The 22,207-nt window shown below is 36.3% G+C and carries 26 protein-coding genes; 14 read left to right on the top strand and 12 right to left on the bottom strand.

Features of this window, described 5'->3' with window-relative positions; translation table 11 throughout:
• The first annotated feature begins 62 nt into the window (after window positions 1-62).
• The 6 genes from PSR14_RS07285 (at window position 63) to exsF (ending at window position 5,276) form a co-directional block, all read left to right on the top strand.
• Window positions 63-794, top strand: coding sequence for an esterase family protein (locus tag PSR14_RS07285; RefSeq protein WP_001076848.1), 732 nt, complete (start codon window positions 63-65; stop codon window positions 792-794).
• A gap of 92 nt (window positions 795-886) precedes the next feature.
• Window positions 887-1,405: a YjcG family protein gene (locus PSR14_RS07280; protein ID WP_000765876.1), complete on the top strand. Its 519-nt coding sequence runs from the start codon at window positions 887-889 to the stop codon at window positions 1,403-1,405.
• Between the two features lies 1 nt (window position 1,406).
• Complete coding sequence (locus tag PSR14_RS07275) at window positions 1,407-1,829, top strand: GNAT family N-acetyltransferase (RefSeq protein WP_000543279.1); 423 nt, start codon at window positions 1,407-1,409, stop codon at window positions 1,827-1,829.
• A gap of 99 nt (window positions 1,830-1,928) precedes the next feature.
• Window positions 1,929-3,995, top strand: coding sequence for an ATP-dependent helicase (locus PSR14_RS07270; RefSeq protein WP_406644180.1), 2,067 nt, complete (start codon window positions 1,929-1,931; stop codon window positions 3,993-3,995).
• Between the two features lie 142 nt (window positions 3,996-4,137).
• Entirely contained in the window at window positions 4,138-4,605 is a 468-nt protein-coding gene (gene cotY / locus PSR14_RS07265) for a spore coat protein CotY (RefSeq protein WP_001277716.1), read from the top strand.
• A gap of 167 nt (window positions 4,606-4,772) precedes the next feature.
• Window positions 4,773-5,276, top strand: coding sequence for an exosporium protein ExsF (exsF, locus tag PSR14_RS07260; protein WP_000492931.1), 504 nt, complete (start codon window positions 4,773-4,775; stop codon window positions 5,274-5,276).
• Between the two features lie 78 nt (window positions 5,277-5,354).
• On the opposite strand, the gene PSR14_RS07255 is transcribed toward exsF, so the two are convergent.
• Window positions 5,355-5,540: a hypothetical protein gene (locus PSR14_RS07255; protein ID WP_011181560.1), complete on the bottom strand. Its 186-nt coding sequence runs from the start codon at window positions 5,538-5,540 to the stop codon at window positions 5,355-5,357.
• A gap of 101 nt (window positions 5,541-5,641) precedes the next feature.
• A complete protein-coding gene (locus PSR14_RS07250) occupies window positions 5,642-6,001 on the bottom strand; it encodes a DUF1360 domain-containing protein (protein WP_000899670.1) in 360 nt (119 codons plus the stop codon).
• Window positions 6,002-6,126: 125 nt separating this feature from the next.
• On the opposite strand from PSR14_RS07250, the gene exsY reads away from it, so the two are divergent.
• Entirely contained in the window at window positions 6,127-6,585 is a 459-nt protein-coding gene (gene exsY / locus PSR14_RS07245) for an exosporium assembly protein ExsY (RefSeq protein WP_001277736.1), read from the top strand.
• Window positions 6,586-6,645: 60 nt separating this feature from the next.
• Here exsY and PSR14_RS07240 read toward each other — a convergent pair whose 3' ends face one another.
• The 10 genes from PSR14_RS07240 to PSR14_RS07195 form a co-directional block, all read right to left on the bottom strand.
• Window positions 6,646-7,179 carry a spore coat CotO family protein gene (locus tag PSR14_RS07240; RefSeq protein ID WP_074532198.1) on the bottom strand — a complete coding sequence of 178 codons (534 nt, stop codon included), beginning with the start codon at window positions 7,177-7,179 and terminating at the stop codon, window positions 6,646-6,648.
• A 140-nt stretch (window positions 7,180-7,319) separates the two neighbouring features.
• Window positions 7,320-8,090 (bottom strand): enoyl-ACP reductase FabI, encoded by a 771-nt coding sequence (gene fabI, locus PSR14_RS07235; RefSeq protein ID WP_000421886.1) that lies wholly within the window; start codon window positions 8,088-8,090, stop codon window positions 7,320-7,322.
• A 108-nt stretch (window positions 8,091-8,198) separates the two neighbouring features.
• Window positions 8,199-9,053, bottom strand: a complete 855-nt coding sequence (rfbD, locus tag PSR14_RS07230) for a dTDP-4-dehydrorhamnose reductase (protein WP_001209175.1) — start codon at window positions 9,051-9,053, stop codon at window positions 8,199-8,201.
• 11 nt (window positions 9,054-9,064) lie between these two features.
• A complete protein-coding gene (rfbB, locus tag PSR14_RS07225; protein WP_001024147.1) occupies window positions 9,065-10,033 on the bottom strand; it encodes a dTDP-glucose 4,6-dehydratase in 969 nt (322 codons plus the stop codon).
• A gap of 15 nt (window positions 10,034-10,048) precedes the next feature.
• A complete protein-coding gene (gene rfbC / locus PSR14_RS07220) occupies window positions 10,049-10,594 on the bottom strand; it encodes a dTDP-4-dehydrorhamnose 3,5-epimerase (RefSeq protein ID WP_000451992.1) in 546 nt (181 codons plus the stop codon).
• 8 nt (window positions 10,595-10,602) lie between these two features.
• Window positions 10,603-11,340 (bottom strand): sugar phosphate nucleotidyltransferase, encoded by a 738-nt coding sequence (locus tag PSR14_RS07215; RefSeq protein WP_000676174.1) that lies wholly within the window; start codon window positions 11,338-11,340, stop codon window positions 10,603-10,605.
• A 14-nt stretch (window positions 11,341-11,354) separates the two neighbouring features.
• Window positions 11,355-12,035: a glycosyltransferase family protein gene (locus tag PSR14_RS07210; RefSeq protein WP_000654997.1), complete on the bottom strand. Its 681-nt coding sequence runs from the start codon at window positions 12,033-12,035 to the stop codon at window positions 11,355-11,357.
• 12 nt (window positions 12,036-12,047) lie between these two features.
• A complete protein-coding gene (locus PSR14_RS07205; protein WP_001272381.1) occupies window positions 12,048-12,734 on the bottom strand; it encodes a glycosyltransferase family protein in 687 nt (228 codons plus the stop codon).
• Window positions 12,731-13,420 carry a bifunctional 2-polyprenyl-6-hydroxyphenol methylase/3-demethylubiquinol 3-O-methyltransferase UbiG gene (locus PSR14_RS07200; RefSeq protein WP_001087862.1) on the bottom strand — a complete coding sequence of 230 codons (690 nt, stop codon included), beginning with the start codon at window positions 13,418-13,420 and terminating at the stop codon, window positions 12,731-12,733. The genes PSR14_RS07205 and PSR14_RS07200 overlap by 4 nt, the downstream gene beginning before the upstream one ends.
• 151 nt (window positions 13,421-13,571) lie before the next feature.
• Window positions 13,572-14,672: a glycosyltransferase family 2 protein gene (locus PSR14_RS07195; protein WP_000932900.1), complete on the bottom strand. Its 1,101-nt coding sequence runs from the start codon at window positions 14,670-14,672 to the stop codon at window positions 13,572-13,574.
• A 165-nt stretch (window positions 14,673-14,837) separates the two neighbouring features.
• On the opposite strand from PSR14_RS07195, the gene PSR14_RS07190 reads away from it, so the two are divergent.
• The 7 genes from PSR14_RS07190 (at window position 14,838) to PSR14_RS07160 (ending at window position 22,201) form a co-directional block, all read left to right on the top strand.
• Entirely contained in the window at window positions 14,838-15,689 is an 852-nt protein-coding gene (locus PSR14_RS07190; protein ID WP_048557233.1) for a BclA C-terminal domain-containing protein, read from the top strand.
• Window positions 15,690-15,811: 122 nt separating this feature from the next.
• Window positions 15,812-16,657: a TylF/MycF family methyltransferase gene (locus PSR14_RS07185; protein WP_000428849.1), complete on the top strand. Its 846-nt coding sequence runs from the start codon at window positions 15,812-15,814 to the stop codon at window positions 16,655-16,657.
• Window positions 16,658-16,793: 136 nt separating this feature from the next.
• A complete protein-coding gene (locus PSR14_RS07180; RefSeq protein ID WP_142328636.1) occupies window positions 16,794-17,552 on the top strand; it encodes a class I SAM-dependent methyltransferase in 759 nt (252 codons plus the stop codon).
• A gap of 6 nt (window positions 17,553-17,558) precedes the next feature.
• A complete protein-coding gene (locus tag PSR14_RS07175; protein WP_098487025.1) occupies window positions 17,559-18,494 on the top strand; it encodes a glycosyltransferase in 936 nt (311 codons plus the stop codon).
• Window positions 18,495-18,636: 142 nt separating this feature from the next.
• Window positions 18,637-19,797, top strand: coding sequence for an FtsW/RodA/SpoVE family cell cycle protein (locus PSR14_RS07170; protein ID WP_098487026.1), 1,161 nt, complete (start codon window positions 18,637-18,639; stop codon window positions 19,795-19,797).
• Between the two features lie 74 nt (window positions 19,798-19,871).
• The gene (prpE, locus tag PSR14_RS07165) at window positions 19,872-20,612 is read left to right on the top strand and encodes a bis(5'-nucleosyl)-tetraphosphatase PrpE (RefSeq protein ID WP_098487027.1); all 741 of its coding nucleotides are present in this window, start codon (window positions 19,872-19,874) and stop codon (window positions 20,610-20,612) included.
• A gap of 200 nt (window positions 20,613-20,812) precedes the next feature.
• Window positions 20,813-22,201 (top strand): peptidase G2 autoproteolytic cleavage domain-containing protein, encoded by a 1,389-nt coding sequence (locus PSR14_RS07160; protein ID WP_000730496.1) that lies wholly within the window; start codon window positions 20,813-20,815, stop codon window positions 22,199-22,201.
• Window positions 22,202-22,207 lie beyond the last annotated feature (6 nt).

The raw sequence follows: 22,207 nt of genomic DNA, 5'->3' as shown, positions 1-22,207 counted from the left end.
TTTTTCACTACAAGCGTCGCTCTTACAATTATTACAGTAAATTTTTATTTAGGGGGATCTACATGAATCAAACAATTGGGAGAATTGAAGAAATTTCATTTTATAGTGCATCACTTCAAGAAGATGTTACACTTCTCGTTTACTTACCGGTAAATTACACACCGCTGCACAAACATACAGTTGTCATTGCACAAGATGGCAGAGATTATTTTCAGCTTGGGAAAGCACACCGTGTAATTGAGCGCCTTCGTGAAACTGAAGAAATTGACCGTACAATTATTGTCGGTATTCCCTATAAAAATGTCCACGATCGTAAAGAAAAATATTTCCCAAACGAAGTAAAAAACGCTGCTTATATTCGTTTCCTTGCTCATGAACTTGCGCCATATATCGATGAAAATTATCCAACGTACCAAATGGGAAAAGGTCGCGTGCTAATTGGAGATTCTCTTGGCGGAACAGTTTCCTTTATGACTGCACTTATGTATCCGCATACATTCGGTAAAGTCGTTATGCAATCACCATTTGTGGATGAAACAGTAATGAACTTAGCAAAAGACTTCAAAAATCCGGAGGCGCTAGAGCTTTATCACGTTATTGGGACAGAAGAAACAGCTGTAAAGCGCACGGATGGACAAGTATCTGATTTCGTAGGGCCGAACCGTGAGCTTAATACGCTTCTGACAGATAGAAATTTCATCACGCATTACGAGGAGTTTGAAGGTAATCATACGTGGAAATATTGGCAAACTGATTTACCGAAAGCTTTCTCTCATATGCTATCAATGAAATAATAGAGAGCAGTATTCAGAATAATTTGATATAATAGATTAAGAGAGTTATTTTCTCAAAATCTAACTAGACTTACAAAGGGAGGAATTGGAACATGAAATTAGGCATTGTAATTTTTCCATCTAAAATGATTCAAGATAAAGCGAACGGATTGCGTAAACGTTATGATCCGCACTACGCATTAGTTCCGCCACATATTACATTGAAAACACCCTTTGAGACGCAAGATGAACAATTAGAATCGATTGTAAACGAGTTACATACAATCGCAAGTAAAACGAACCCTTTCACCCTTCATGTTGGAAAAGTTGGTTCATTCGCACCTGTTAATAATGTTATTTATTTTAAAGTAGAAAAAACACCTGAACTTACTTTCTTAAATGAGGAAATGCATAGCGGATTCTTTACACAAGAACGCGAATACGCTTTTGTACCTCATTTAACAATTGGACAAGGCTTATCAGATGCAGAGCATGCTGATGTACTAGGTCGATTACGTATGAAAGATTTCTATTACGAACAACCAATTGACCGCTTCCACCTTCTATATCAATTAGAAAACGGAACATGGACTGTACACGAAACATTCCGCCTTGGAAAGGGGAACAACTAATTTGCATGCACAGATCGTACAAACGGACGAACAACTAAGAGATGCATTCTCTGTACGTAAGCAAGTATTTGTGAAGGAACAGCAAGTTTCTGCCGAAGAAGAGTATGATGAGTTTGAAGAAACTTCCATACACGTCGTTATATATGATAATGATGTTCCCGTTGGTGCTGGGCGTTTTCGCACCATTGATGGAATAGGAAAAATGGAACGCATTTGCGTACTAGCTTCCCATCGAAAAAAAGGCATCGGAAAAATTGTTATGAATGCACTTGAAGCATATGCGAAGGAAAACTCGCTACCAAAATTGAAGCTGCATGCTCAAACACATGCAGAAGATTTCTATAAGAAACTTGGATATGTAACGAATTCTGATGTATTTATGGAAGCAAATATTCCTCACATCGTTATGATAAAAGAATTGTAATTTGAAAACAGGAGGTATCCCCTCCTGTTTTTTACATTGCTATTTTCTTTTTCTTCCGCTAAAGTTAAATGTTGATGCTATAGTTTTGAAGGTGAATATATGACACAAGAAAAATTTTCACAAAAATCATTAACGCACGCTGATATTCCACGTGCAACATATCATATTCCGAAAACATCTACCCATTTAATTATGGAAGAAGATGCAGATGCGGCGTATTTCCGCGCTCTCGAACAGCAAAATGTATTTTTAAACGAAAAACAATTAGAGGCTGTACGAACGACAGAAGGCCCTGTTCTTACACTGGCTGGTGCTGGAAGCGGGAAAACATCTGTTTTAACAACTCGCGTCGGTTATTTAGTAAATGTAAAACAAGTTCATCCGCGAAATATTTTATTACTTACATTTACACAAAAAGCGGCTGAAGAAATCCGAAATCGTGTAGCGAATTTACCGGGTATGAATCATGCGGCAAGTAGCTACGTTGTTGCCGGTACATTCCACTCTGTCTTTTTAAAATTGCTTCGTAGTCAAGGATATAATCAGCAAATTTTAGCAAACGAAAAACATAAACAAATTATGATAAAGAAAATTTTAAAAGAATTGCGTTTAAAAGACGATTATGATGCTGAAACGATGCTCGCGATGATTTCACTTGAGAAAAACAAATTAAATCGTCCGAAAGATGTAAAAGCAAAAACACCCGTTGAACAAGAATTTAAAAAAGTATACGAGCGTTTTGAAGAAGTGAAACAACGATATAATTATATTGATTTCGATGACATCTTATTAGAAACATATTATATGTTAGAAAATAACGCTCCTTTGCTTACCCAATTACAACAACGTTTCCACTATATTGAAGTAGATGAGTTCCAAGATACATCGTATGCTCAATATGAAATTGTAAAATTGTTAGCTTCGCCAAGAAATAATTTATTTATCGCAGGTGATGACGATCAAGCGATATACGGTTGGCGAGGAGCAAGTCACCAAATTATTTTATCTTTTCCAAAAGAATTTGATAACACTACGATTATCGCCCTTAATACGAATTATCGATCCAATCCTTTTATTGTCGGACTTGGAAATGAAGTTATCAAACTAAATCAAGAACGGTTTGATAAAGAACTATATTCTGTTCGTGAAGAAGGTGTACAACCTTTTTACGCAAGACCGGCTACGACTCTTGATGAAGCAAATCAAATTTTGCAGCTCATTCAAGAAAAAGTAGATAGTGGTGAACGAAATTATAAAGATTTTTGTTTGCTGTATCGCACACATTCTGTAAGCCGTTCGTTACTTGATCAGCTTACCATTCATAAAATCCCGTTTATTAAGCACGGTGCGAGTCAGTCATTTTATGAACATTCTTTAATTAAGCCTGTATTGGATCATTTACGACTCGTAATTGAACCATTTCGATTAGAATCACTTTCAAACATATTACCAACGATGTATATCGGGCGTGATGATTGTATTTCATTTATTGAACGTGAACAATGGAAATATGGTGAAGGCCGTTTCCCTTCTCTTCTTCATTTCTTATTATTAAATCCGAACTTAAAACCTTTTCAAGTGAAAAAGGTAAATGAGCGTATCGATTTTATTAAATTTATAAAAGAATTAGAACCGAAAAAAGCATTAAAAGAAATTATTCATGGTAAAGGAAAGTATTTAGAGTACTTACAAAGTAACGATCGTTCTTCCTTTACGATGCATAAAGATATACAAGAAGAAATGTTAGAAGAATTAATGGAGTCTGCAACTCGTTTCACCGACATTCCAGCTTATTTACAGTTTATTGATGAAGCCATTCAAGGGCAAAAAGAAATGGAAGCATTAAAAACAATGCCGCAAAAAGATGCTGTTTCGCTTATGTCTATTCATAACGCAAAAGGACTTGAATTTCCATGTGTCTTTTTACTCGGGGCGAGCGATGGTATTCTGCCTCATACTTCTTCTTTAAAAGATGCAAATGATCGTGTTACAGAGACTTCTGAAGCTTTAGAAGAAGAACGCCGACTACTTTATGTCGCAATTACACGTGCGAAAGAAGAATTGTACATTTCCTCTCCGCAATTTTTTAGAGGAAAAAAATTAGATATATCTCGCTTTTTGTATACTGTGCGAAAAGATTTACCTGAAAAGACATCCACGAAATAAGGATGTCTTTTTTTATATTGCAATATGTACATCCCTCCTATATAAATTCCCTCTTTTTATCATAAGAATTAACGTAATATCAACCATATCCCACTCATATTGTAATAGTGTATGTCAGAACTCACGAGAAGGAGTGAACATAATGAGCTGCAATTGTAACGAAGATCATCAACATGATTTTGATTTCAACTGTGTATCTAATGTCGTTCGTTTTATACATGAACTACAAGAATGTGCAACGACAACATGCGGATCTGGTTGCGAGGTTCCATTTTTAGGAGCACATAATAGCGCATCCGTAGCAAATACGCGTCCTTTTATTTTATATACAAAAGCTGGAGTACCTTTTGAAGCATTCGCGCCATCTGCAAGCCTTACTAGCTGCCGCTCTCCAATTTTCCGTGTCGAGAGTATAGATGATGATGATTGTGCTGTATTGCGTGTATTAAGTGTCGTATTAGGTGATACCTCTCCTGTACCACCTACTGACGATCCAATCTGTACGTTTTTGGCTGTACCAAATGCAAGATTAATATCGACTAACACTTGTATTACTGTTGATTTAAGTTGCTTCTGCGCTATTCAATGCTTACGTGATGTTACGATTTAAAACTAAATAATGAGTTAAGCATGGATTGGGTGGCAGAATTATCTGCCACCCAATCCATGCTTAACGAGTATTATTATGTAAATTTCTTAAAATTGGGAACTTGTCTAGAACATAGAACCTGTCCTTTTCATTAACTGAAAGTAGAAACAGATAAAGGAGTGAAAAACATGTTCTCTTCTGATTGCGAATTTACGAAAATTGATTGCGAGGCAAAACCAGCTAGTACACTACCTGCCTTCGGTTTTGCTTTCAACGCGTCTGCACCTCAGTTCGCTTCACTATTTACACCACTACTATTACCTAGCGTAAGCCCCAATCCAAATATTCCTGTTCCTGTAATAAATGATACAGTAAGTGTCGGAGATGGCATTCGAATTCTACGAGCTGGTATTTATCAAATCAGTTATACATTAACAATTAGTCTTGATAACGTACCTACTGCACCAGAAGCTGGTCGTTTCTTCTTATCATTAGGTACACCAGCTAACATTATTCCTGGATCAGGTACAGCGGTTCGTTCTAACGTTATTGGTACTGGTGAAGTAGACGTATCCAGCGGTGTTATTCTTATTAACTTAAACCCTGGTGACTTAATTCAAATTGTACCAGTCGAGTTAATTGGAACTGTAGACATCCGTGCTGCAGCATTAACAGTTGCACAAATTAGCTAGTAAAAAGCGGTATTTCTAATACAGAAATACCGCTTTTTTATATGTATAATAAAAAACACTCACAGTAACATGAGTGTTTCATTCTTCATAGTGTTTTATTGTGTTCTTTTTTTTTCCACAATTACATCCCTTTTTCTTCACAAATCCTTGTTGCTGTAATTGTTCTTGATATGCCTGTTGTTGTGCTTGGTGTTGTTGCTGCATGTGATACCATTGCTGCAGGTCATATGAATTTTGCCTTGGATTATTGCTCACAGCAAACATCTCCTCTACTGTCAATTCTGTCTATTTACTATATGAACAACTCTTTATTTCCGTTCCCTCATTCTTTTAAACTCCGCTTTTTCTCGTATTATGGAAATATATTATTCTCCCATAAAATATCCTGTAATCGTTTCAATGATTGCTGCTGCTCCTGCAATAGCTAATAATGCAAGTAACGGCTCTGCAACGATCGGAATCCAATTATATAAGACTAATAAAAAAGCACTAACCCATACACCTGTACACCAATAACAGCTTAATAATTCGCCAACCCACTTTCTTAATCCTTTACCTTTTACTTTTGTAAAAGTTGATACACTTCCATCCGGCTCTGTAATTTCTAATTCATCAATAAATGGTCTTCGCAAAAAGCCTGTAATTTTATCATAAACAATTAAACGAGTGAGCCTAAAAGCAGCTAACGCGAAAATAAAAAATAAAAGCCAGCTTGTAAACAGCATAATTCCACCTTCCCTTATCCTCTTTCGCCTATTTAAAAAAAAAGGTCTTGAGATTGTGACCAAATCTCCTCAACTCCAATATCTTATTAATGTAAATACAAACAAGAAGATAAGGAGTGACATTAATGAGTTGTAACGAAAATAAACACCATGGCTCTTCTCATTGTGTAGTTGACGTTGTAAAATTCATCAATGAATTACAAGATTGTTCTACAACAACGTGTGGATCTGGTTGTGAAATTCCATTTTTAGGTGCACACAATACTGCATCAGTAGCAAATACACGTCCTTTTATTTTATACACAAAAGCTGGAGTACCTTTTGAAGCATTTGCACCATCATCAAGCCTTACTAGCTGCCGATCTCCAATTTTCCGTGTGGAAAGCGTAGATGATGATAGCTGTGCTGTGCTACGTGTATTAAGTGTAGTATTAGGTGACGGTACTCCGGTACCACCTACTGACGATCCAATTTGTACGTTTTTAGCTGTACCAAATGCAAGACTAGTATCGACATCTACTTGTATTACTGTTGATTTAAGCTGTTTCTGTGCGATTCAATGCTTACGCGACGTTACTATCTAATAAGTGAAGTAAACTAAAAAACTATTGGGGTGGTAGAAGATTTCTACCACCTTTACATATTTAAAAGCCGGCCATATCAATCGATTTTATCTCCTCTATAGATAACCTAATATCTCTCATACTATTTGGCGGCATAATGGCTACAATTCCATTACGATACGAGATGATTGATCCAACATATGAGACTGTAGCTGTTTTTATTCTGCACCTTACTTTCGGAATATAATGAGGACGATTTAATAAAAAATGAATCTTCTCTTCATTATTCATATCCTTAAATGATTTATTATACGGGACAGTTCTCACTGGTTCTTTCTGTTTCTGTTCCAGTTCCTCTTCTTCTTCTATTTTCTCTTCTACTTGTTGCTCTTTTTGCTCTTGTTGCTCTTCTATTACCTCTTCCACCGCACTACTTACAACATTTTCGTTTCTATTACTTTCCTCTTTTTGATCCTCATTTTCAAAGTTTGTTAAAATAATTCTTTTGATTTTCGGTGCAGCAAGTTCCAAACTTACTTGCGCAATATATAACAACGGTTTTCCAACTGTTGAACTTTTATTTTTATTCTTCACACTCGTCCCTCCCACTTCCATACGTAGCTGAATAAATCGTGTACTATTATACTTATATTCATAACGTGGTAAGAACTTTCGTTAAAAATCGTTCTTTCTAAGAACAAATAAAAAGGACAATCTCAACATGTAGAGATTGTCCTTTAAAATTAATATTATATTTATCCTAAGATATGATACCCTGAATCAACGTGAATGTTTTCTCCTGTTACGCCGCGTGCTAAATCACTGAATAAGAATACTGCTGTATCCCCAACTTCTTCTTGCGTTGTTGTACGACGAAGTGGTGCGCGCTCCTCAATTTCTCTTAAGATTGAGTTAAAGTCGCCTACACCTTTTGCAGATAACGTACGAATTGGACCTGCAGAAATAGCGTTAACGCGAATGCCATGTTGACCTAAATCGTTAGCTAAATATTTCACGCTCGCTTCTAATGAAGCTTTTGCTACACCCATAACGTTATAGTTTTTCACAACGCGCTCGCCGCCAAGATATGTTAACGTTAAAATATTTCCGCCTTCTGTCATTACTTTCTTCGCTTCTCTTGCTACAGCTGTTAAAGAGAATGCACTAATATTTTGTGCAAGTAAAAATCCATCGCGAGAAGTATCTACAAATTCACCTTTTAAGTCGTCACGATTTGCAAAAGCAATACAATGTGCTACACCGTGAATTGTACCAACTTCTTGTTTGATTGTTTCAAAGCAAGCTGTAAGTTCTTCATCATTTGTTACATCACAAGGTAATACAAGTGACTCTTGTCCTTCTAATGTATCCGCTAATTCACGAACGTTTCTCTCTAAACGTTCTCCTGCATATGTGAAGATTAATTTTGCACCTGCATTATGCAAAGAGCGAGCAATTCCCCATGCAATACTTCTTTGGTTCGCAACGCCCATAACAACAAATGTTTTCCCTTGTAATAGTTCCATGATATATCCTCCCAGAAATACTTATACTTGTTATTAGTACCTGATACTATAATTATAGTAACATAAAACCTCTTAAAGGCAAACAAAAAAGTCATTAACTGAAAATTGTTAATGACTTTTTGTTTCTATAAAAAAACGCTCTAATCCTTCTTCCCAAGAAGGCATTTGTAAAAAACCATTTAATCGCAGCATGTTATGTTGGAAAATAGAATATTTTGGTCTCGCTGCCGCCGATCCAAATTCTTCAGTTGAAACCGGTAATACATCCACTTTCATATTTGCATACGAAAATATTTTCTTTGCAAATTCAAACCAAGAACATGATCCTCTATTGGATACGTGATACGTACCGTATAAAGAAGTATGGATGAGCTTATTAATCATTACATTTAAATCCGCCACATACGTAGGAGAACCGATTTGATCCGCTACAACAGATACTTCTTCTCTTTCTTTCCCTAATCGCATCATCGTTTTCACAAAATTATTTCCATACTTACCATACAACCATGATGTACGAACGATAAAGTATTTATTATGTAACTCTTTGACGAACTGCTCTCCCGCATATTTAGAAGCCCCGTATATATTTATCGGCGCCGGATTATGAAATTCATCGTACCCTTCCGGTCTATCACCTTGAAATACATAATCCGTACTAATATAAACTAACTTTGCCTCCACTAATTGTGAGGCAACTGCTACATTTCGAGCCCCTATTGCATTTATTCTATAAGCAAGATCTCGTTCTTTCTCAGCTTGATCAACCTTCGTATACGCTGCACAATGAATAATGATATGTGGCCTTATTTTTTGTACCACTTGCTGCACTTTGGATATATTTGTTATATCTAGTAACTTTTTATCAAATGGATATATGTCATATTCTTCAGGATTTAACTCTTCTTGTAGTTGCTTTCCCAATTGACCATTTGCTCCTGTTATGATAATCCGTTCTCTCATTTATATGCCCCTTACTTTTTTAATGGTTTCCACCATTCCTCATTCTTCTCATACCATTGCACCGTTTCTTGTAACCCTTGCTCAAACGTATACTTCGGTTCCCAATCAAATTCATTCTTCATTTTCTCTGCATCAATCGCATAACGGCGGTCGTGTCCTAAACGATCTGTCACATATTCAATATCCTTTTCCGTTTTTCCTAAGAGAGTAATAATTTGTTCCACAACATCTATATTTGTTTTTTCATTATTTCCACCTATATTATATACTTCTCCTATACGTCCCTTATGCAAAACAACGTCAATCGCACGACAATGATCCGTTACATGTAACCAATCTCTTACATTTAATCCATCGCCATATAACGGTAATTTTTTTCCTTCGAGCGCATTCGTAACCATTAACGGAATTAATTTTTCAGGATATTGATACGGCCCGTAGTTATTGGAACAACGCGTTACTATAACTGGTAATTGATATGTTTTATAATAAGATAAAGCTATCATATCGGCGCTCGCTTTGCTTGAAGAATATGGACTATTTGGAGCTAACGGGGTTTCCTCGGTAAATCGCCCTGTTTTTCCTAAAGAGCCATACACCTCATCCGTTGATACTTGCACGAGTTTAATATGCGGATATTTTTTTACTAATTCTAATAAGGTGACTGTCCCAATTACATTTGTATCATAAAAAGGAAGCGGATTTTCAATACTACGGTCCACATGTGATTCAGCTGCGAAATTGACAATGACTTGCACATCACGTTCCTTAATAACATGCTCCAGCAGCTCTCCATTTTGAATTTCACCTTTTACAAAATAGTAATTCGGATGATCTTGAATAGACTTTACATTATTTAAGTTTCCACTATATGTTAATGCATCGAAATTAATAATTTTATATGTTTCATAGCTTTGTAACATATAATGCACAAAATTACTTCCAATAAATCCGGCCCCACCTGTTACTAATATATTCATACACAACTCTCCTACTCAAAAACTATCTTCACATTCCTGAAGCGATGGTAATATTCGATCTTTATCAGACAAAATAGGGCTTGTTACCGGCCATGGAATTGCTAAGTCTTTATCATTCCAAAGTACCCCTGAGTCATGATTAGCACTATAATACTCATCTACTTTATACATAACAATAGTATGCGGGACAAGTGTACAAAAACCATGTGCAAATCCTTTTGGCACTAATAATTGCCGATGATTATCCGCGCTTAAAATATATCCTCTCCATTGTTTAAAAGTTGGTGAATCTTTTCGCAAATCAACGATAACGTCATAAATTGCTCCTTGCATAACTTGAATAAGTTTCGTTTGTGCTTTCGGATTTTTTTGAAAGTGTAACCCCCGAATCGTTCCCGCTTCTGTCGAATACGAAACATTATCCTGTACAAATGAATACGTAACTCCTAATGTTTCTAGCACCTTCTTATTATAACTTTCAGTAAAAAAGCCACGCTCATCTCCAAATAACCTCGGTTCTAACAATTTTGCGTCGGTAAAGTTTGTTTCTATAACTTCCATATTCTCACCTATTCTCCGTTAAACTGTTTACCAAAGTTTATATCCCGCGCTAACATATTCGCCCTTTGAAGAGAAACATGAGTTCCTGCATCAGTCCACCAACCGCTCATTTCATTATAAGTAAGTACCTCACGTTTTAAATACCAATTATTGATATCTGTAATTTCAAGCTCTCCCCTTGCGGAAGGTTTTAATTCTTTTATATAAGAAAAGACTTTCGAATCATACAAATAAATTCCTGTGACTGCATAGGAACTTTTCGGCTCTTTCGGCTTTTCTTCAATTTCAATTATTTTGCCGTTTTGAATATTTGCTACGCCAAATCTCTCCGGATCATCTACAGATTGCAGCAGTACTTTCGCACCTTCTTTTTGATTTGCAAACTCTTCAACATACGGACGAATATCATCCGAAAAAATATTATCACCTAATATAACTACCATGCGGTCATTCCCAACGAAATCTTCACAAAGCCCTAATGCTTGCGCAATTCCACCAGCCTTATCTTGCACACGATACGTAAAGGACACGCCAAACTCTTGACCGCTTCCTAAAAAACTAACAACATCTCCCATATGCTCTTTACCTGTAATAATCATAATATCTGTAATCTCGCATTGTTTTAGCTTATATACCGCATGATAAATCATTGGATAACGTCCAACAGGAAGCAAATGTTTATTCGTTACTTTCGTTATTGGGTATAACCTCGATCCAGTACCGCCTGCTAAAATAATCCCTTTCACTCTGCATCTCTCCCTTATGATGGAGATAATATATCTTTATACTGTTCTACAAACACTTTTCGATCTTTCTCATATGTATCCGCATCAAATTCATCTCCGTTATAATGAATACACCATAAATTTGATTGGTTTGGGATACCAATTAAATAACCAGCCCTTTGAAACTCTAAAGACTGTGATACATCATAAAAGTGGAACCCTTGAAACAAATCTTCTCGCCACGGAATATCATACTGCGTTGCCATGAATAACCCATCAATTGCCTGCACCGACATAAAAGATTGGCTTCCATAAAACCCCTGATCTAAATTTAATAGTTGATAATTCCGTCTTCTATACTCAATCACTTTCCCTACTAAATTTTTCCCTTCCCACCATATCCCGTTACTCGGTAAAAATTGGGCTCCAGCTACTCCAATTAAGCCGAGCTTTTCATTATCTTTAAACAGAGAAATAAGTGTATAAAACATCTCTCGATTAATAAGATAAGTGTCCTGATGTATATAAACCTTATACTTCGCGGGATATGAAAGCGCTCGGTTATATGCGCTTGCCATACTTTTCGCATCTCGTATCGGAAAAATTTGCACGACATAATCAGGGGGAACAAAAAGGTTTCTTATTTGTCTCTCGCATTGTTCAAATAGCTCTTCATTATTTACACAAACAACAACTAATATTGTACGATCCTTCATTTTGTAGCCCCTCTATTCGTCTTGATTTACATCTGACATATAGTTCTCCACAAATATCTTTCTATACTTGTCATAGTTGGTCATATTTACATCAATATGATAGTGAATGCACCACGCATCACGCTGTACAGGAACCCCAACTGTATAGCCAGCTTTTCTAAATTCAAATGACTGAGATACATCATAATAGTCAAACCCATCAAACAAGTCTTCTCGCCACGGAATATCGTATTGCGTTGCCATCAATAAACCGTCTATACATTCCACAGGCATAAATGTTTTTGACTCATGGTACGGTTGTTCTTGCGTTGCCATATAAAATAAATCGTTCATATAACCAATTACTTTCCCAACAACTCCCTTGCCTTCATTCCATATCCCGTTTGGAGGAACATACTGGGCTCCAATCATTCCAATCATTCCAAGATGTTCATGTTCGTTAAATAATTGAAGTAATCCGTATAAAAATGCCACATTCATAATGAAAACATCTTGGTGTATATATACTTTATATTTCGCTGGATGCGAAATCGCTTGATTATATCCGCTCGTCATACTTTTCGCATTCCGAATTGGCATAAATTGTACAATATATCCTGGAGGCACTGCCAATCTCAATATATGCCGTACACACTGTGCATACATTTTCCGATCATTTATACACGTAACAAATAATATTGTTTTTTCACCAGCACTCATAACTGTGATTTTTCTGCTTCAATAATATACTGAAATACGACCGTCTCAGCCATGAAGCCACTTCCAAGACGATATTTCTTACAAATTCCATATAACTCCTCAATTAACGGTTCATACACTTTATGATCAATATATACACGATCTACTTTACTAATTGAATAGCCTGCTTTTAAAAACATTCGGAGCATTTCATTAAATGTAAAGAAACGAATATGCGTTTTATCTAATAAACCATATTCTGTATACGTCCAATTTCCAGCAAGTAACGGTGCTAATACTGAAATGTGAGCAACGTTTGGTATACTTGCTAAAATCACACCATTTTCTTTTATATATGGCTTTACTTTTTCTATTACAGCCCAAGGATCAAATAAATGCTCTAATACGTCACCAAATATAACGCAATCAAATTGCTCCTCCTCGTACGGCATATCCATTGTTTCTATATCGCCTAAAACGACATGATCTAGTTTTTCTTTTGCTTGTTCTGCCGCCTCTGGGAATGCCTCAATTCCAGATACACGTGTGCCATTTTCTTTTATGGCAGCTCCCAATGCACCACTCGAGCAACCGATATCAAGAACTTCTTTCCATTCCTTTTTTATATGCTTTAATAAATTCGGATTCACTGCATTATAATAATGCCCAGACTTTTCTTCGTATAAAGAATTTTTTGGGGAATTCATTTTACACACTCCTTATGCAAATTGAATTTGAAATATAAATCTCATTTAAAGTCTATAAATGTAACCTGTACTAGTTACATTGCCGATACTTTACTATATAGCCAATCTATTAGAGTTAGAATCGCGATGAGCCATTTCTAAAAAAAGCTGCCTATAACGATTTATATTGTTTATCAAAAACACTCCGAAAATATTTGCGGTTATATTCGATTGCAGCATTATTTGGAACATAAGCAGCCGCTAATTCGTTGTAATAATAAGCTTTGTCTTGATCTCCTAACTTGCTATAACAAATACACATTTGTAAATAGGGAAGCCATGTGTAGCTCGCTGGACTATGAAATGGACTCTCCGTCGCCATTGGTACTTCCGTTGCAAGTTTAAACCAAAATATCGCTTCGTTATATTTTTGTTGTTCCATATATATATATCCTATTCTTGTACAATTCTCCCCTCTAGGAACATCATATCGAAACGACTTCACGCAAGATTCAATTGCCTTTTCCCATGATCCAAGCTTTGCATAGCAATCTCCTAACTTACCACATGCATAAATTTTCTCTTCATACCATCCTTCATCTTGATTAAGAAATGTTTCATATAGCATAACTGCATCATCATATTTTTGGTTATCCATAGATTCATTAGCGTAATAAAATAAATCTCTCGGACTCAATTCTTCTCCTGCAGCTACAGCATTTTGAAAAATTTTCAAATTACGATTTGTTACCTTTTTTTCTTTTTTATGTGTAATAGCAACATTACTACTAAAAGTTTCACCAGAAATAGCTAAATACTCATGAACCTTTCCAAACCATTGAAATTGTTTTTCACGCTTTACAAGTCGATTTCTTTTTGTACAATATAAAGGTTTCCCGCTAGAATCCAATGCAAGATGATACGGCATCGAAACAGCATCAATTTTAGGATCTAATTCTCTTTTTAAAAGTTTCAATGCTTCTTGAGCATCTTCTAATAATACGTCATCTGCATCTAGCCACAATATATATTCTTGCGTTGCTTTTGAAAAAGAAAAATTTCTTGCTGCTGCAAAATCATTAATCCATGGAAAGTCATATATGTTAGAGGTATATTGAGCTACAATTTCTTTCGTTCGATCAATGGAACCTGTATCAACTATAATAATTTCATCAACAATTTTTTCGACTGCATCTAAACATCGACCTATTGTATCTTCCTCATCTCGAACAATCATACATAAACTAATTGTAATTCCTTGCTTGTTCAACATAATCACCCTCTTCCAAATCAATCATATGTTATACATACAATAAACTTTCCACTTTTTTAACTTGCACAAGCAGTTTAAGATTTCTTTTCAATAATTCAAATGTCCGTGTCATTTTCTTTCGGTTTTGCATCTACTATATAATGAACGCTTTATGGAGGTGAATTTATGTCAAATAATAATTATTCAGATGGATTGAATCCCGATGAATCTTTATCAGCTAGTGCATTTGACCCTAATCTTGTAGGACCAACATTACCACCAATACCACCGTTTACCCTTCCGACTGGACCAACTGGACCGACTGGACCAACTGGGCCGACTGGGCCAACTGTACCAACTGGGCCAACTGGGCCAACTGGACCGACTGGACCGACTGGGCCAACTGGTACAACTGGTACAACTGGACCAACTGGTGCTACTGGACCGACTGGGCCAACTGGTACAACTGGTACGACTGGACCAACTGGGCCAACTGGAGACACTGGTGCTACTGGATTAACTGGGCCAACTGGAGATACTGGACCAACTGGACTGACTGGGCCGACTGGAGCTACCGGACTGACTGGGCCGACTGGTGCTACCGGACTGACTGGGCCAACTGGGCCATCCGGGCTAGGACTTCCAGCAGGACTATATGCATTTAACTCCGGTGGGATTTCTTTAGATCTAGGAATTAATGATCCACTACCATTTAATACTGTTGGATCTCAGTTTGGTACAGCAATTTCTCAATTAGATGCTGATACTTTCGTAATTAGTGAAACTGGATTCTATAAAATTACTGTTATCGCTAATACTGCAACAGTCAGTGCATTAGGAGGTCTTACAATCCAAGTGAATGGAGTACCTGTACCAGGTACTGGATCAAGTTTAATCTCACTTGGAGCACCTATCGTTATTCAAGCAATTACGCAAATTACGACAACTCCATCATTAGTTGAAGTAATTGTTACAGGGCTTGGATTATCATTAGCTCTTGGTACGAGTGCATCCATTATTATTGAAAAAATCGCTTAAATTTTTACTTAGCAGTAAAACTGATATCAGTTTTACTGCTTTTTCATTGGTAAATTCAATCATTAAATCCTTCTTTTCTACATAGTCATAATGTTGTATGACATTCTTCAGGAGGCACTTATATGGAAAATAAATCGGCTGTCCAGCTTTATCTCGAGTTATTAAAGAAAACAATTTTATTTGAAATATGGTTGGAATACGAACCATACTTACCTGCTTCGTTACATATTTCTAAAGAACTATCATATGAACCAGTTACGGTTCCCCTTCCTTTATTTCTTAAGCAGTATATAGAAAATCACAATTTAAAAATCGTTAATCCTAACGTTTCAAACAATGAGCGTCAAGGTGGCAAGGATTGGCCAAGAGCTGCACATAGTATGGTTGGGCGAAAACGTATGAATCAATTACAAGAGGCGATGGAAACTGTAGTCAGGGAAAATATAGAAGGTGATTTTATTGAAACTGGTGTATGGCGCGGAGGATCATGCATTTTTATGAATGGGTTTTTACAAGCAAACAACATTAAGGATCGTACTGTATGGGTTGCCGATTCGTTTGAAGGTCTGCCCGCACCTAACTTAGAACAATATCCGAAAGATTACGGTGATTATTTGCACACATTCGATTACTTACGAGTTTCTTTAGAAACAGTGCAAGAAAACTTTAGAAAATATGATTTATTAAATGATCAGGTGAAATTTTTAAAGGGTTGGTTTAAAGATACATTGCCTTCAGCACCGGTAGAAAAAATTGCAATTGCTCGCCTTGATGGTGATATGTATGAATCAACGATGGATAGTCTTGTAAATTTATACGATAAAGTTTCAACAGGCGGCTTTATTATTATTGATGATTATGGATTGATAACATGCGCAGAGGCTGTAACAGATTTCAGAAGTGAAAGAAACATAAAAACTCCTATGACTCAAATCGATGATTTCGGTATTTTTTGGAGAAAAGAATAGAACAAAAAAATATTTAGTTGAGGGGTACTATTATACTACTAATTCATGAAAACCAATCTTGTAATGAATAAAAGCAAAGCTCCCCTCAATATAAAGTAGAAATTTCCTACTTTACTATAAGAAAGGTGTGAATTTTTTGAACGAAAATGAGAAAAAAATCACATTAATCCCACCTCCAGAACTTGTTCAATATGTAGGTGGTCATTTTGAAGAAGTTGGAAAAGAGTTTATGCAGTATTTTATTGAAATTGGCAATTTAAAATCAAATGAAACAGTGTTAGATGTAGGCTGTGGTATCGGCCGGATGGCGGTTCCATTAATGAACTATTTAAGCGATGATGGTAATTATTATGGATTTGACTTATTTAATAAAGGAATTACATGGTGCAAAAATAACATTTCAACACGCCGTAACAATTTCCATTTTGAACATGTCGATATATATAACCAATTCTACAATCCCGATGGAAAAGACGATGCTTCCCAATACAAGTTTCCATATGAAGATGAATCATTCGATTTTATTTTTTTAACGTCTGTATTTACCCATCTTCTTCCGAAAGAATTAGAACATTACGTACGCGAGATTGCACGAGTTCTGAAAAAAGATGGGAGATGTTTTATTACTTTCTTTTTAATTAATCCTGAATCTTCCTATTACTTAAATGCAGGACTAAGTCCGTTAGGTTTTTACCATCAAATTGACAATTGTTATGTTCTAAATAAAGATATCCCGAATTTCGCAGTTGCCTATCTTGAGGAAGATGTTCGTACTCTATTAAATAAATATGGGCTAGAAATGCAGACTCCTCCCCATTATGGTTCATGGTGTGGCAGAACTGAACACACAAGTTATCAAGATATTATTCTTACACAGAAAATTTCTGAAAGGTAGTTGTATATGGAAAACATAAAAAATGTACCTCTCGTTTCCATCCTTATTCCTACCTATAATCGGCCACATTATTTTAAAATTGCTCTAGAAAGTGCATTAGCACAAACCTATCCAAACATTGAAATTATTGTAGGAGACGATAGTACAAATGATGAAATAGAGATTCTAATGCAGACACATTATTTACCTAATTATAAACACATAACGTACATTCGAAATGCCACTACTCTAGGACAATTTAATAACTCACTTATGCTATTAAAGCAGTCCCATGGAGAGTACATAAATTTCTTAATGGACGATGATATATTTTATAATAATAAAATTGAAAAAATGATGTTTTATTTCCAAAAAGACTTAGATCAAAATCTCGCACTTATTACATCTTATCGTACTTGGATTAATGATGATGGAGAGATAATTGAACAACACCCCTCCATGAAAAGATTATATGATGAAGATACTCTATTAAATGGGAAAGATCTTGGAAACCATATGCTTATACTAGGGCAAAATATTATTGGTGAACCTACGACTGTACTCTTTCGAAAACGCCTATTAACAGAACCTTTCGGTACTTTAAATGGTAGAAATTATAATTGTAGTGTGGATATGGCTTCTTGGATCAGTTTACTTTCCAAAGGTGATGCAATCTATATTACGGAACCTTTAAGTTCTTTCCGCCTTCATACGGGACAGCAAGTACATCACAAATACCTTGAAGGTTGCGAAGATTTTTCACATCTCGTTTTACATTCAAAAAAATATGGTTTTCTACAAGAGACTGACTATTACAAAACGAGTCTGTTAAAAGCTTGCGAATGGTATAAAAACGCTACAACATTTTATCAGCTATATCCAGAACTCATTCCAACGACCGATACACATACTCGCCTTTCTCATTGTTTGAATATAGTTACAAAAGAACTCCATGCAATCTAATCCATCACAAGGGGGAATTCCTTCCTTGTGATGTATGACTTCCCGCAAATAGTGGAATAAATGTATGCATAGTCTGCTTGTATATTATTTTTTTCATGACATAATCCATATATTTACTAGGCGATAGAAAGGAATACATACATTGAAAGATCCAAATTCTCAATATCAAATAGACTACGTATTACTATGCATCTTATTTGCCATTGGGACTGTTAGTTGCTTTGCAATTGCAAGTGCACAAGCCTCTTTACCACCATTTTTGCAACATGTAAATTTTGTATTAAAGCAAATCCAGTGGTACTTCATTGGATTCATAGCCATTGGTGTTATTATGATTATCGATTTCGATCGTTATCAAAAAATTGCTTGGTATTTATATATCTTTGCATTAGTACTACTAATTGGACTAGAACTTCAAGTACCAGGTGCCATTACAATTAAAGGTGCGACCGCTTGGTACAGGCTCCCAGGCATCGGAAATTTCCAGCCTTCTGAAATTATGAAATTGTTTTTAATTATCGTCACCGGACGAATTATAGCAAATCACAATGAGAAATATTTTTACCGAACAATACACGATGATTTTTTATTACTCGGAAAAATATGCGCAACAAGTTTGCCGCCCCTACTACTTATCGCAAAGGAACCTGATTTAGGAAACACAATGGTAATTTCAGCTATGCTTGCAGCAATGATATTAGTTTCTGGTATACGTTGGCGTTTTATTTTCGGGATAGCTTCCGGTATCTTTGCAGCTGGCGTTACATTAACGTATATTTTTTTTACTCATACAAAATTCTTTAAAGCACACATTTTACAAGAATATCAATTAAATCGCTTCTACGGCTGGTTAGCTCCATACAAATATGATGCGCAAGGCTATCAATTAAGACAAGCTTTCTTAGCTACTGGATCAGGAGAAATGCAAGGAAAAGGTTGGGAAAATGGACAAGTATACTTTCCAGAACCACATACAGATTTTATTTTCACGAATGTCGCTGAGCAATTCGGATTTTTAGGCGCAAGCGTCATTATTGCACTTTTTTTCCTACTTATTTTCCGCATGATTCATATCGCTATAGAAAGTAATGACCCTTTCGGTAGTTACATCTGCGCTGGTACAATCGGAATGTTTACTTTTCAAGTATTTCAAAATATCGGGATGACAATCGGACTACTACCTATTACAGGAATCACATTACCCCTTATGAGCTACGGAGGAAGTTCCTTACTCACATACATGATAGCGATTGGATTTGTTTTAAACGTCCGCTCAAGAACGAAAATCTTTATGTTCAACTGAAGCACAAAAACGGTATATTTTTATCTCTATCCTTTTTTAGATATACTAATGAAAAATATGATGGAGGTTTAAATATGAAATATGACATTATAGGGGATATTCATGGATGCTTCCAAGAGTTTCAAGATTTAACGAAAAAACTCGGATATAACTGGAATAGTGACTTACCGATTCACCCTGATCAACGCAAGCTTGCTTTTGTTGGCGATATCACAGATCGCGGTCCTCATTCATTACGTATGATTGAAATTGTATGGGAACTTGTCATAAATAAAAAAGTAGCGTATTACGCTCCGGGAAATCACTGCAATAAACTATACCGATTTTTCCTTGGACGTAATGTGACAATCGCTCATGGACTCGAAACAACTGTTGCCGAATATGAAGCACTACCTTCTCATCAACAAAACATGATAAAAGAAAAATTCATCACACTTTACAAGCAATCCCCTTTATATCATGTACTCGATGAAAAAAGGTTAATTGTGTGTCACGCCGGCATTCGGCAAGATTACATAGGAAGAAAAGATAAAAAAGTACAAACCTTTGTATTATACGGCGATATTACAGGAGAAAAACATGCTGACGGTTCACCTGTCCGTCGCGACTGGGCGAAGGAGTATAAAGGAACATCTTGGGTTGTATATGGACATACACCCGTAAAAGAACCTCGCTTTGTAAATCATACAGTCAATATTGACACTGGTGCTGTATTTGGTGGCAAACTAACTGGACTACGTTATCCTGAAATGGAGATTGTTTCCGTTCCTTCCTCCCTGCCTTTTGTCCCTGAGAAATTCCGCCCAATTTCATAACTCATATGTGTAAGGATTACCGTATCTTTTAGGCGTCTCTCATATAAAGTGAAACTTTAATCAGCCCTCACCAATCCCACTTTAATGGGCAGCCCGCCCATTAAAGTGGGATAAAAATTGGGTAAAGTCATTAAAAAAAGATGCAATAAAGTGCATCTTTTTTTAATGACACGGCATATACTGTCGCAGGAGGTGACAGAATGAAGAAAAAATCTTCTAAACAAAAAAGAAAATGCCCGCCTTTTTATCTGCCCATGTACGGAATTAACAACTGGTGCAGCATTCGAGCTGCAGCTGTAGAAGAACTGGAAGAACAAGAGGCTTCCACAAAAAACAAAGATAGACCAAAATATGTCTCATTACAGAATGCTGTAATGAGCCGCATAATTGATAATAGAAAAGCAAAGATGCAGCAAAAAAATAAACCTCTCTCTACTCATATTGAACAGATTGTGCCTTCTGAGCAAGTAGAGAAGAATACAGAAGAAAACAGCCCTGTAGCAATAAATAAAAAAGCGGAAGCAGAAATTCCAGCTGCTATTATAAATCAAGTAAAAAAAATTAAAGAAGCATTAGTACCATCAGGTGATATACAAACAGAAAAAACGATTATCATTCAGACCCCTACATCTGAAAATAAAAAAGTAAAAAAAGATGGGCGGTATGCATATGCAGAGGGTCTTCACTCTCATGCAGAGGGTACAGCTTCACATGCAGAAGGACTTCTCACACATGCAAAAGGTTCTTTCTCTCATGCAGAAGGATCAAAAACAAAAGCAACTGGACATAGTTCCCATAGTGAAGGAAGTGAAACGACAGCAGGTGGCTCCTATTCTCATGCGGAAGGTAAACATACAATCGCTTTAGGCGAAGCAGCACATGCAGAAGGAACCGCGACTATCGCTAACGGATTCTCTTCTCATGCGGAAGGTAATCATACATCAACAGCTCATTTTGCAGGTAGCCATATTATGGGGCGCTTCGGCACAGCAGATGAATCTTATTCTTGGTTTATTGCAAACGGCACAAATGAAACCGATCATAATATCGGTGCAAAGTGGCTTGCTCATAATGGAGAAATGTATATTGAGGGCGCTTCTTACAATGCAAGCGGAACTGATTTTGCACAAATGTTTGAAACAGTAGACAATACTTTTATTGATGTAGGTTACTTCGTTACATTTAGTAGCGAAGAAAAAATTCGAATCGCTACTTCAAACGATTCATTCATCTTAGGAATATCTAGTGCCACCCCCGCTCTTATAGGAAATAGCGGTGCTTTAAGTTGGCAAAAACGCTATAAAACAGATAGCTTCGGAAAACGTCAATATGTACGTACGGAATCGCAAGACATACAACCTCTTTTAAATGCAGAATGGGATCCAGCTTGCAAATATATAGCAAGAAAAGACCGTAACGAGTGGCTTCCTGTCGGATTAATTGGACAAATGTTAGTACGTGATGACGGTACTTGCGAAACGCATGGATATTGTCGTCCAAATAACGATGGCATTGCTACAAAATCTGAAAGTGGCTTTTTCGTTATAAAGCGCACGGGCGACAATCAAATTTTAATATTATTCCGCTAAGAAAAA

The organism is Bacillus sp. A01H, assembly GCF_045277205.1.
Lineage (GTDB): Bacteria > Bacillota > Bacilli > Bacillales > Bacillaceae_G > Bacillus_A > Bacillus_A paranthracis.
This window is presented reverse-complemented; position numbering and strand designations above follow the sequence as displayed.

Excerpts from the sequence above, each read along its gene's own strand:
- rfbC (WP_000451992.1), bottom strand. The coding sequence starts at position 10,594 with ATGGAAGTTATAGAAACAAACTTTACCGACGCAAAATTGTTAGAACCG.
- PSR14_RS07185 (WP_000428849.1), top strand. The coding sequence starts at position 15,812 with ATGGAAAATAAATCGGCTGTCCAGCTTTATCTCGAGTTATTAAAGAAA.
- PSR14_RS07160 (WP_000730496.1), top strand. The coding sequence starts at position 20,813 with ATGAAGAAAAAATCTTCTAAACAAAAAAGAAAATGCCCGCCTTTTTAT.
- prpE (WP_098487027.1), top strand. The coding sequence starts at position 19,872 with ATGAAATATGACATTATAGGGGATATTCATGGATGCTTCCAAGAGTTT.
- PSR14_RS07190 (WP_048557233.1), top strand. The coding sequence starts at position 14,838 with ATGTCAAATAATAATTATTCAGATGGATTGAATCCCGATGAATCTTTA.
- PSR14_RS07255 (WP_011181560.1), bottom strand. The coding sequence starts at position 5,540 with ATGTTTGCTGTGAGCAATAATCCAAGGCAAAATTCATATGACCTGCAG.
- PSR14_RS07210 (WP_000654997.1), bottom strand. The coding sequence starts at position 12,035 with ATGAAGGATCGTACAATATTAGTTGTTGTTTGTGTAAATAATGAAGAG.
- PSR14_RS07285 (WP_001076848.1), top strand. The coding sequence starts at position 63 with ATGAATCAAACAATTGGGAGAATTGAAGAAATTTCATTTTATAGTGCA.
- PSR14_RS07175 (WP_098487025.1), top strand. The coding sequence starts at position 17,559 with ATGGAAAACATAAAAAATGTACCTCTCGTTTCCATCCTTATTCCTACC.
- exsF (WP_000492931.1), top strand. The coding sequence starts at position 4,773 with ATGTTCTCTTCTGATTGCGAATTTACGAAAATTGATTGCGAGGCAAAA.
- PSR14_RS07280 (WP_000765876.1), top strand. The coding sequence starts at position 887 with ATGAAATTAGGCATTGTAATTTTTCCATCTAAAATGATTCAAGATAAA.
- rfbB (WP_001024147.1), bottom strand. The coding sequence starts at position 10,033 with ATGAATATATTAGTAACAGGTGGGGCCGGATTTATTGGAAGTAATTTT.
- PSR14_RS07195 (WP_000932900.1), bottom strand. The coding sequence starts at position 14,672 with ATGTTGAACAAGCAAGGAATTACAATTAGTTTATGTATGATTGTTCGA.
- PSR14_RS07200 (WP_001087862.1), bottom strand. The coding sequence starts at position 13,420 with ATGAATTCCCCAAAAAATTCTTTATACGAAGAAAAGTCTGGGCATTAT.
- PSR14_RS07240 (WP_074532198.1), bottom strand. The coding sequence starts at position 7,179 with ATGGAAGTGGGAGGGACGAGTGTGAAGAATAAAAATAAAAGTTCAACA.
- rfbD (WP_001209175.1), bottom strand. The coding sequence starts at position 9,053 with ATGAGAGAACGGATTATCATAACAGGAGCAAATGGTCAATTGGGAAAG.
- PSR14_RS07270 (WP_406644180.1), top strand. The coding sequence starts at position 1,929 with ATGACACAAGAAAAATTTTCACAAAAATCATTAACGCACGCTGATATT.
- PSR14_RS07205 (WP_001272381.1), bottom strand. The coding sequence starts at position 12,734 with ATGAGTGCTGGTGAAAAAACAATATTATTTGTTACGTGTATAAATGAT.
- PSR14_RS07250 (WP_000899670.1), bottom strand. The coding sequence starts at position 6,001 with ATGCTGTTTACAAGCTGGCTTTTATTTTTTATTTTCGCGTTAGCTGCT.
- exsY (WP_001277736.1), top strand. The coding sequence starts at position 6,127 with ATGAGTTGTAACGAAAATAAACACCATGGCTCTTCTCATTGTGTAGTT.
- cotY (WP_001277716.1), top strand. The coding sequence starts at position 4,138 with ATGAGCTGCAATTGTAACGAAGATCATCAACATGATTTTGATTTCAAC.
- fabI (WP_000421886.1), bottom strand. The coding sequence starts at position 8,090 with ATGGAACTATTACAAGGGAAAACATTTGTTGTTATGGGCGTTGCGAAC.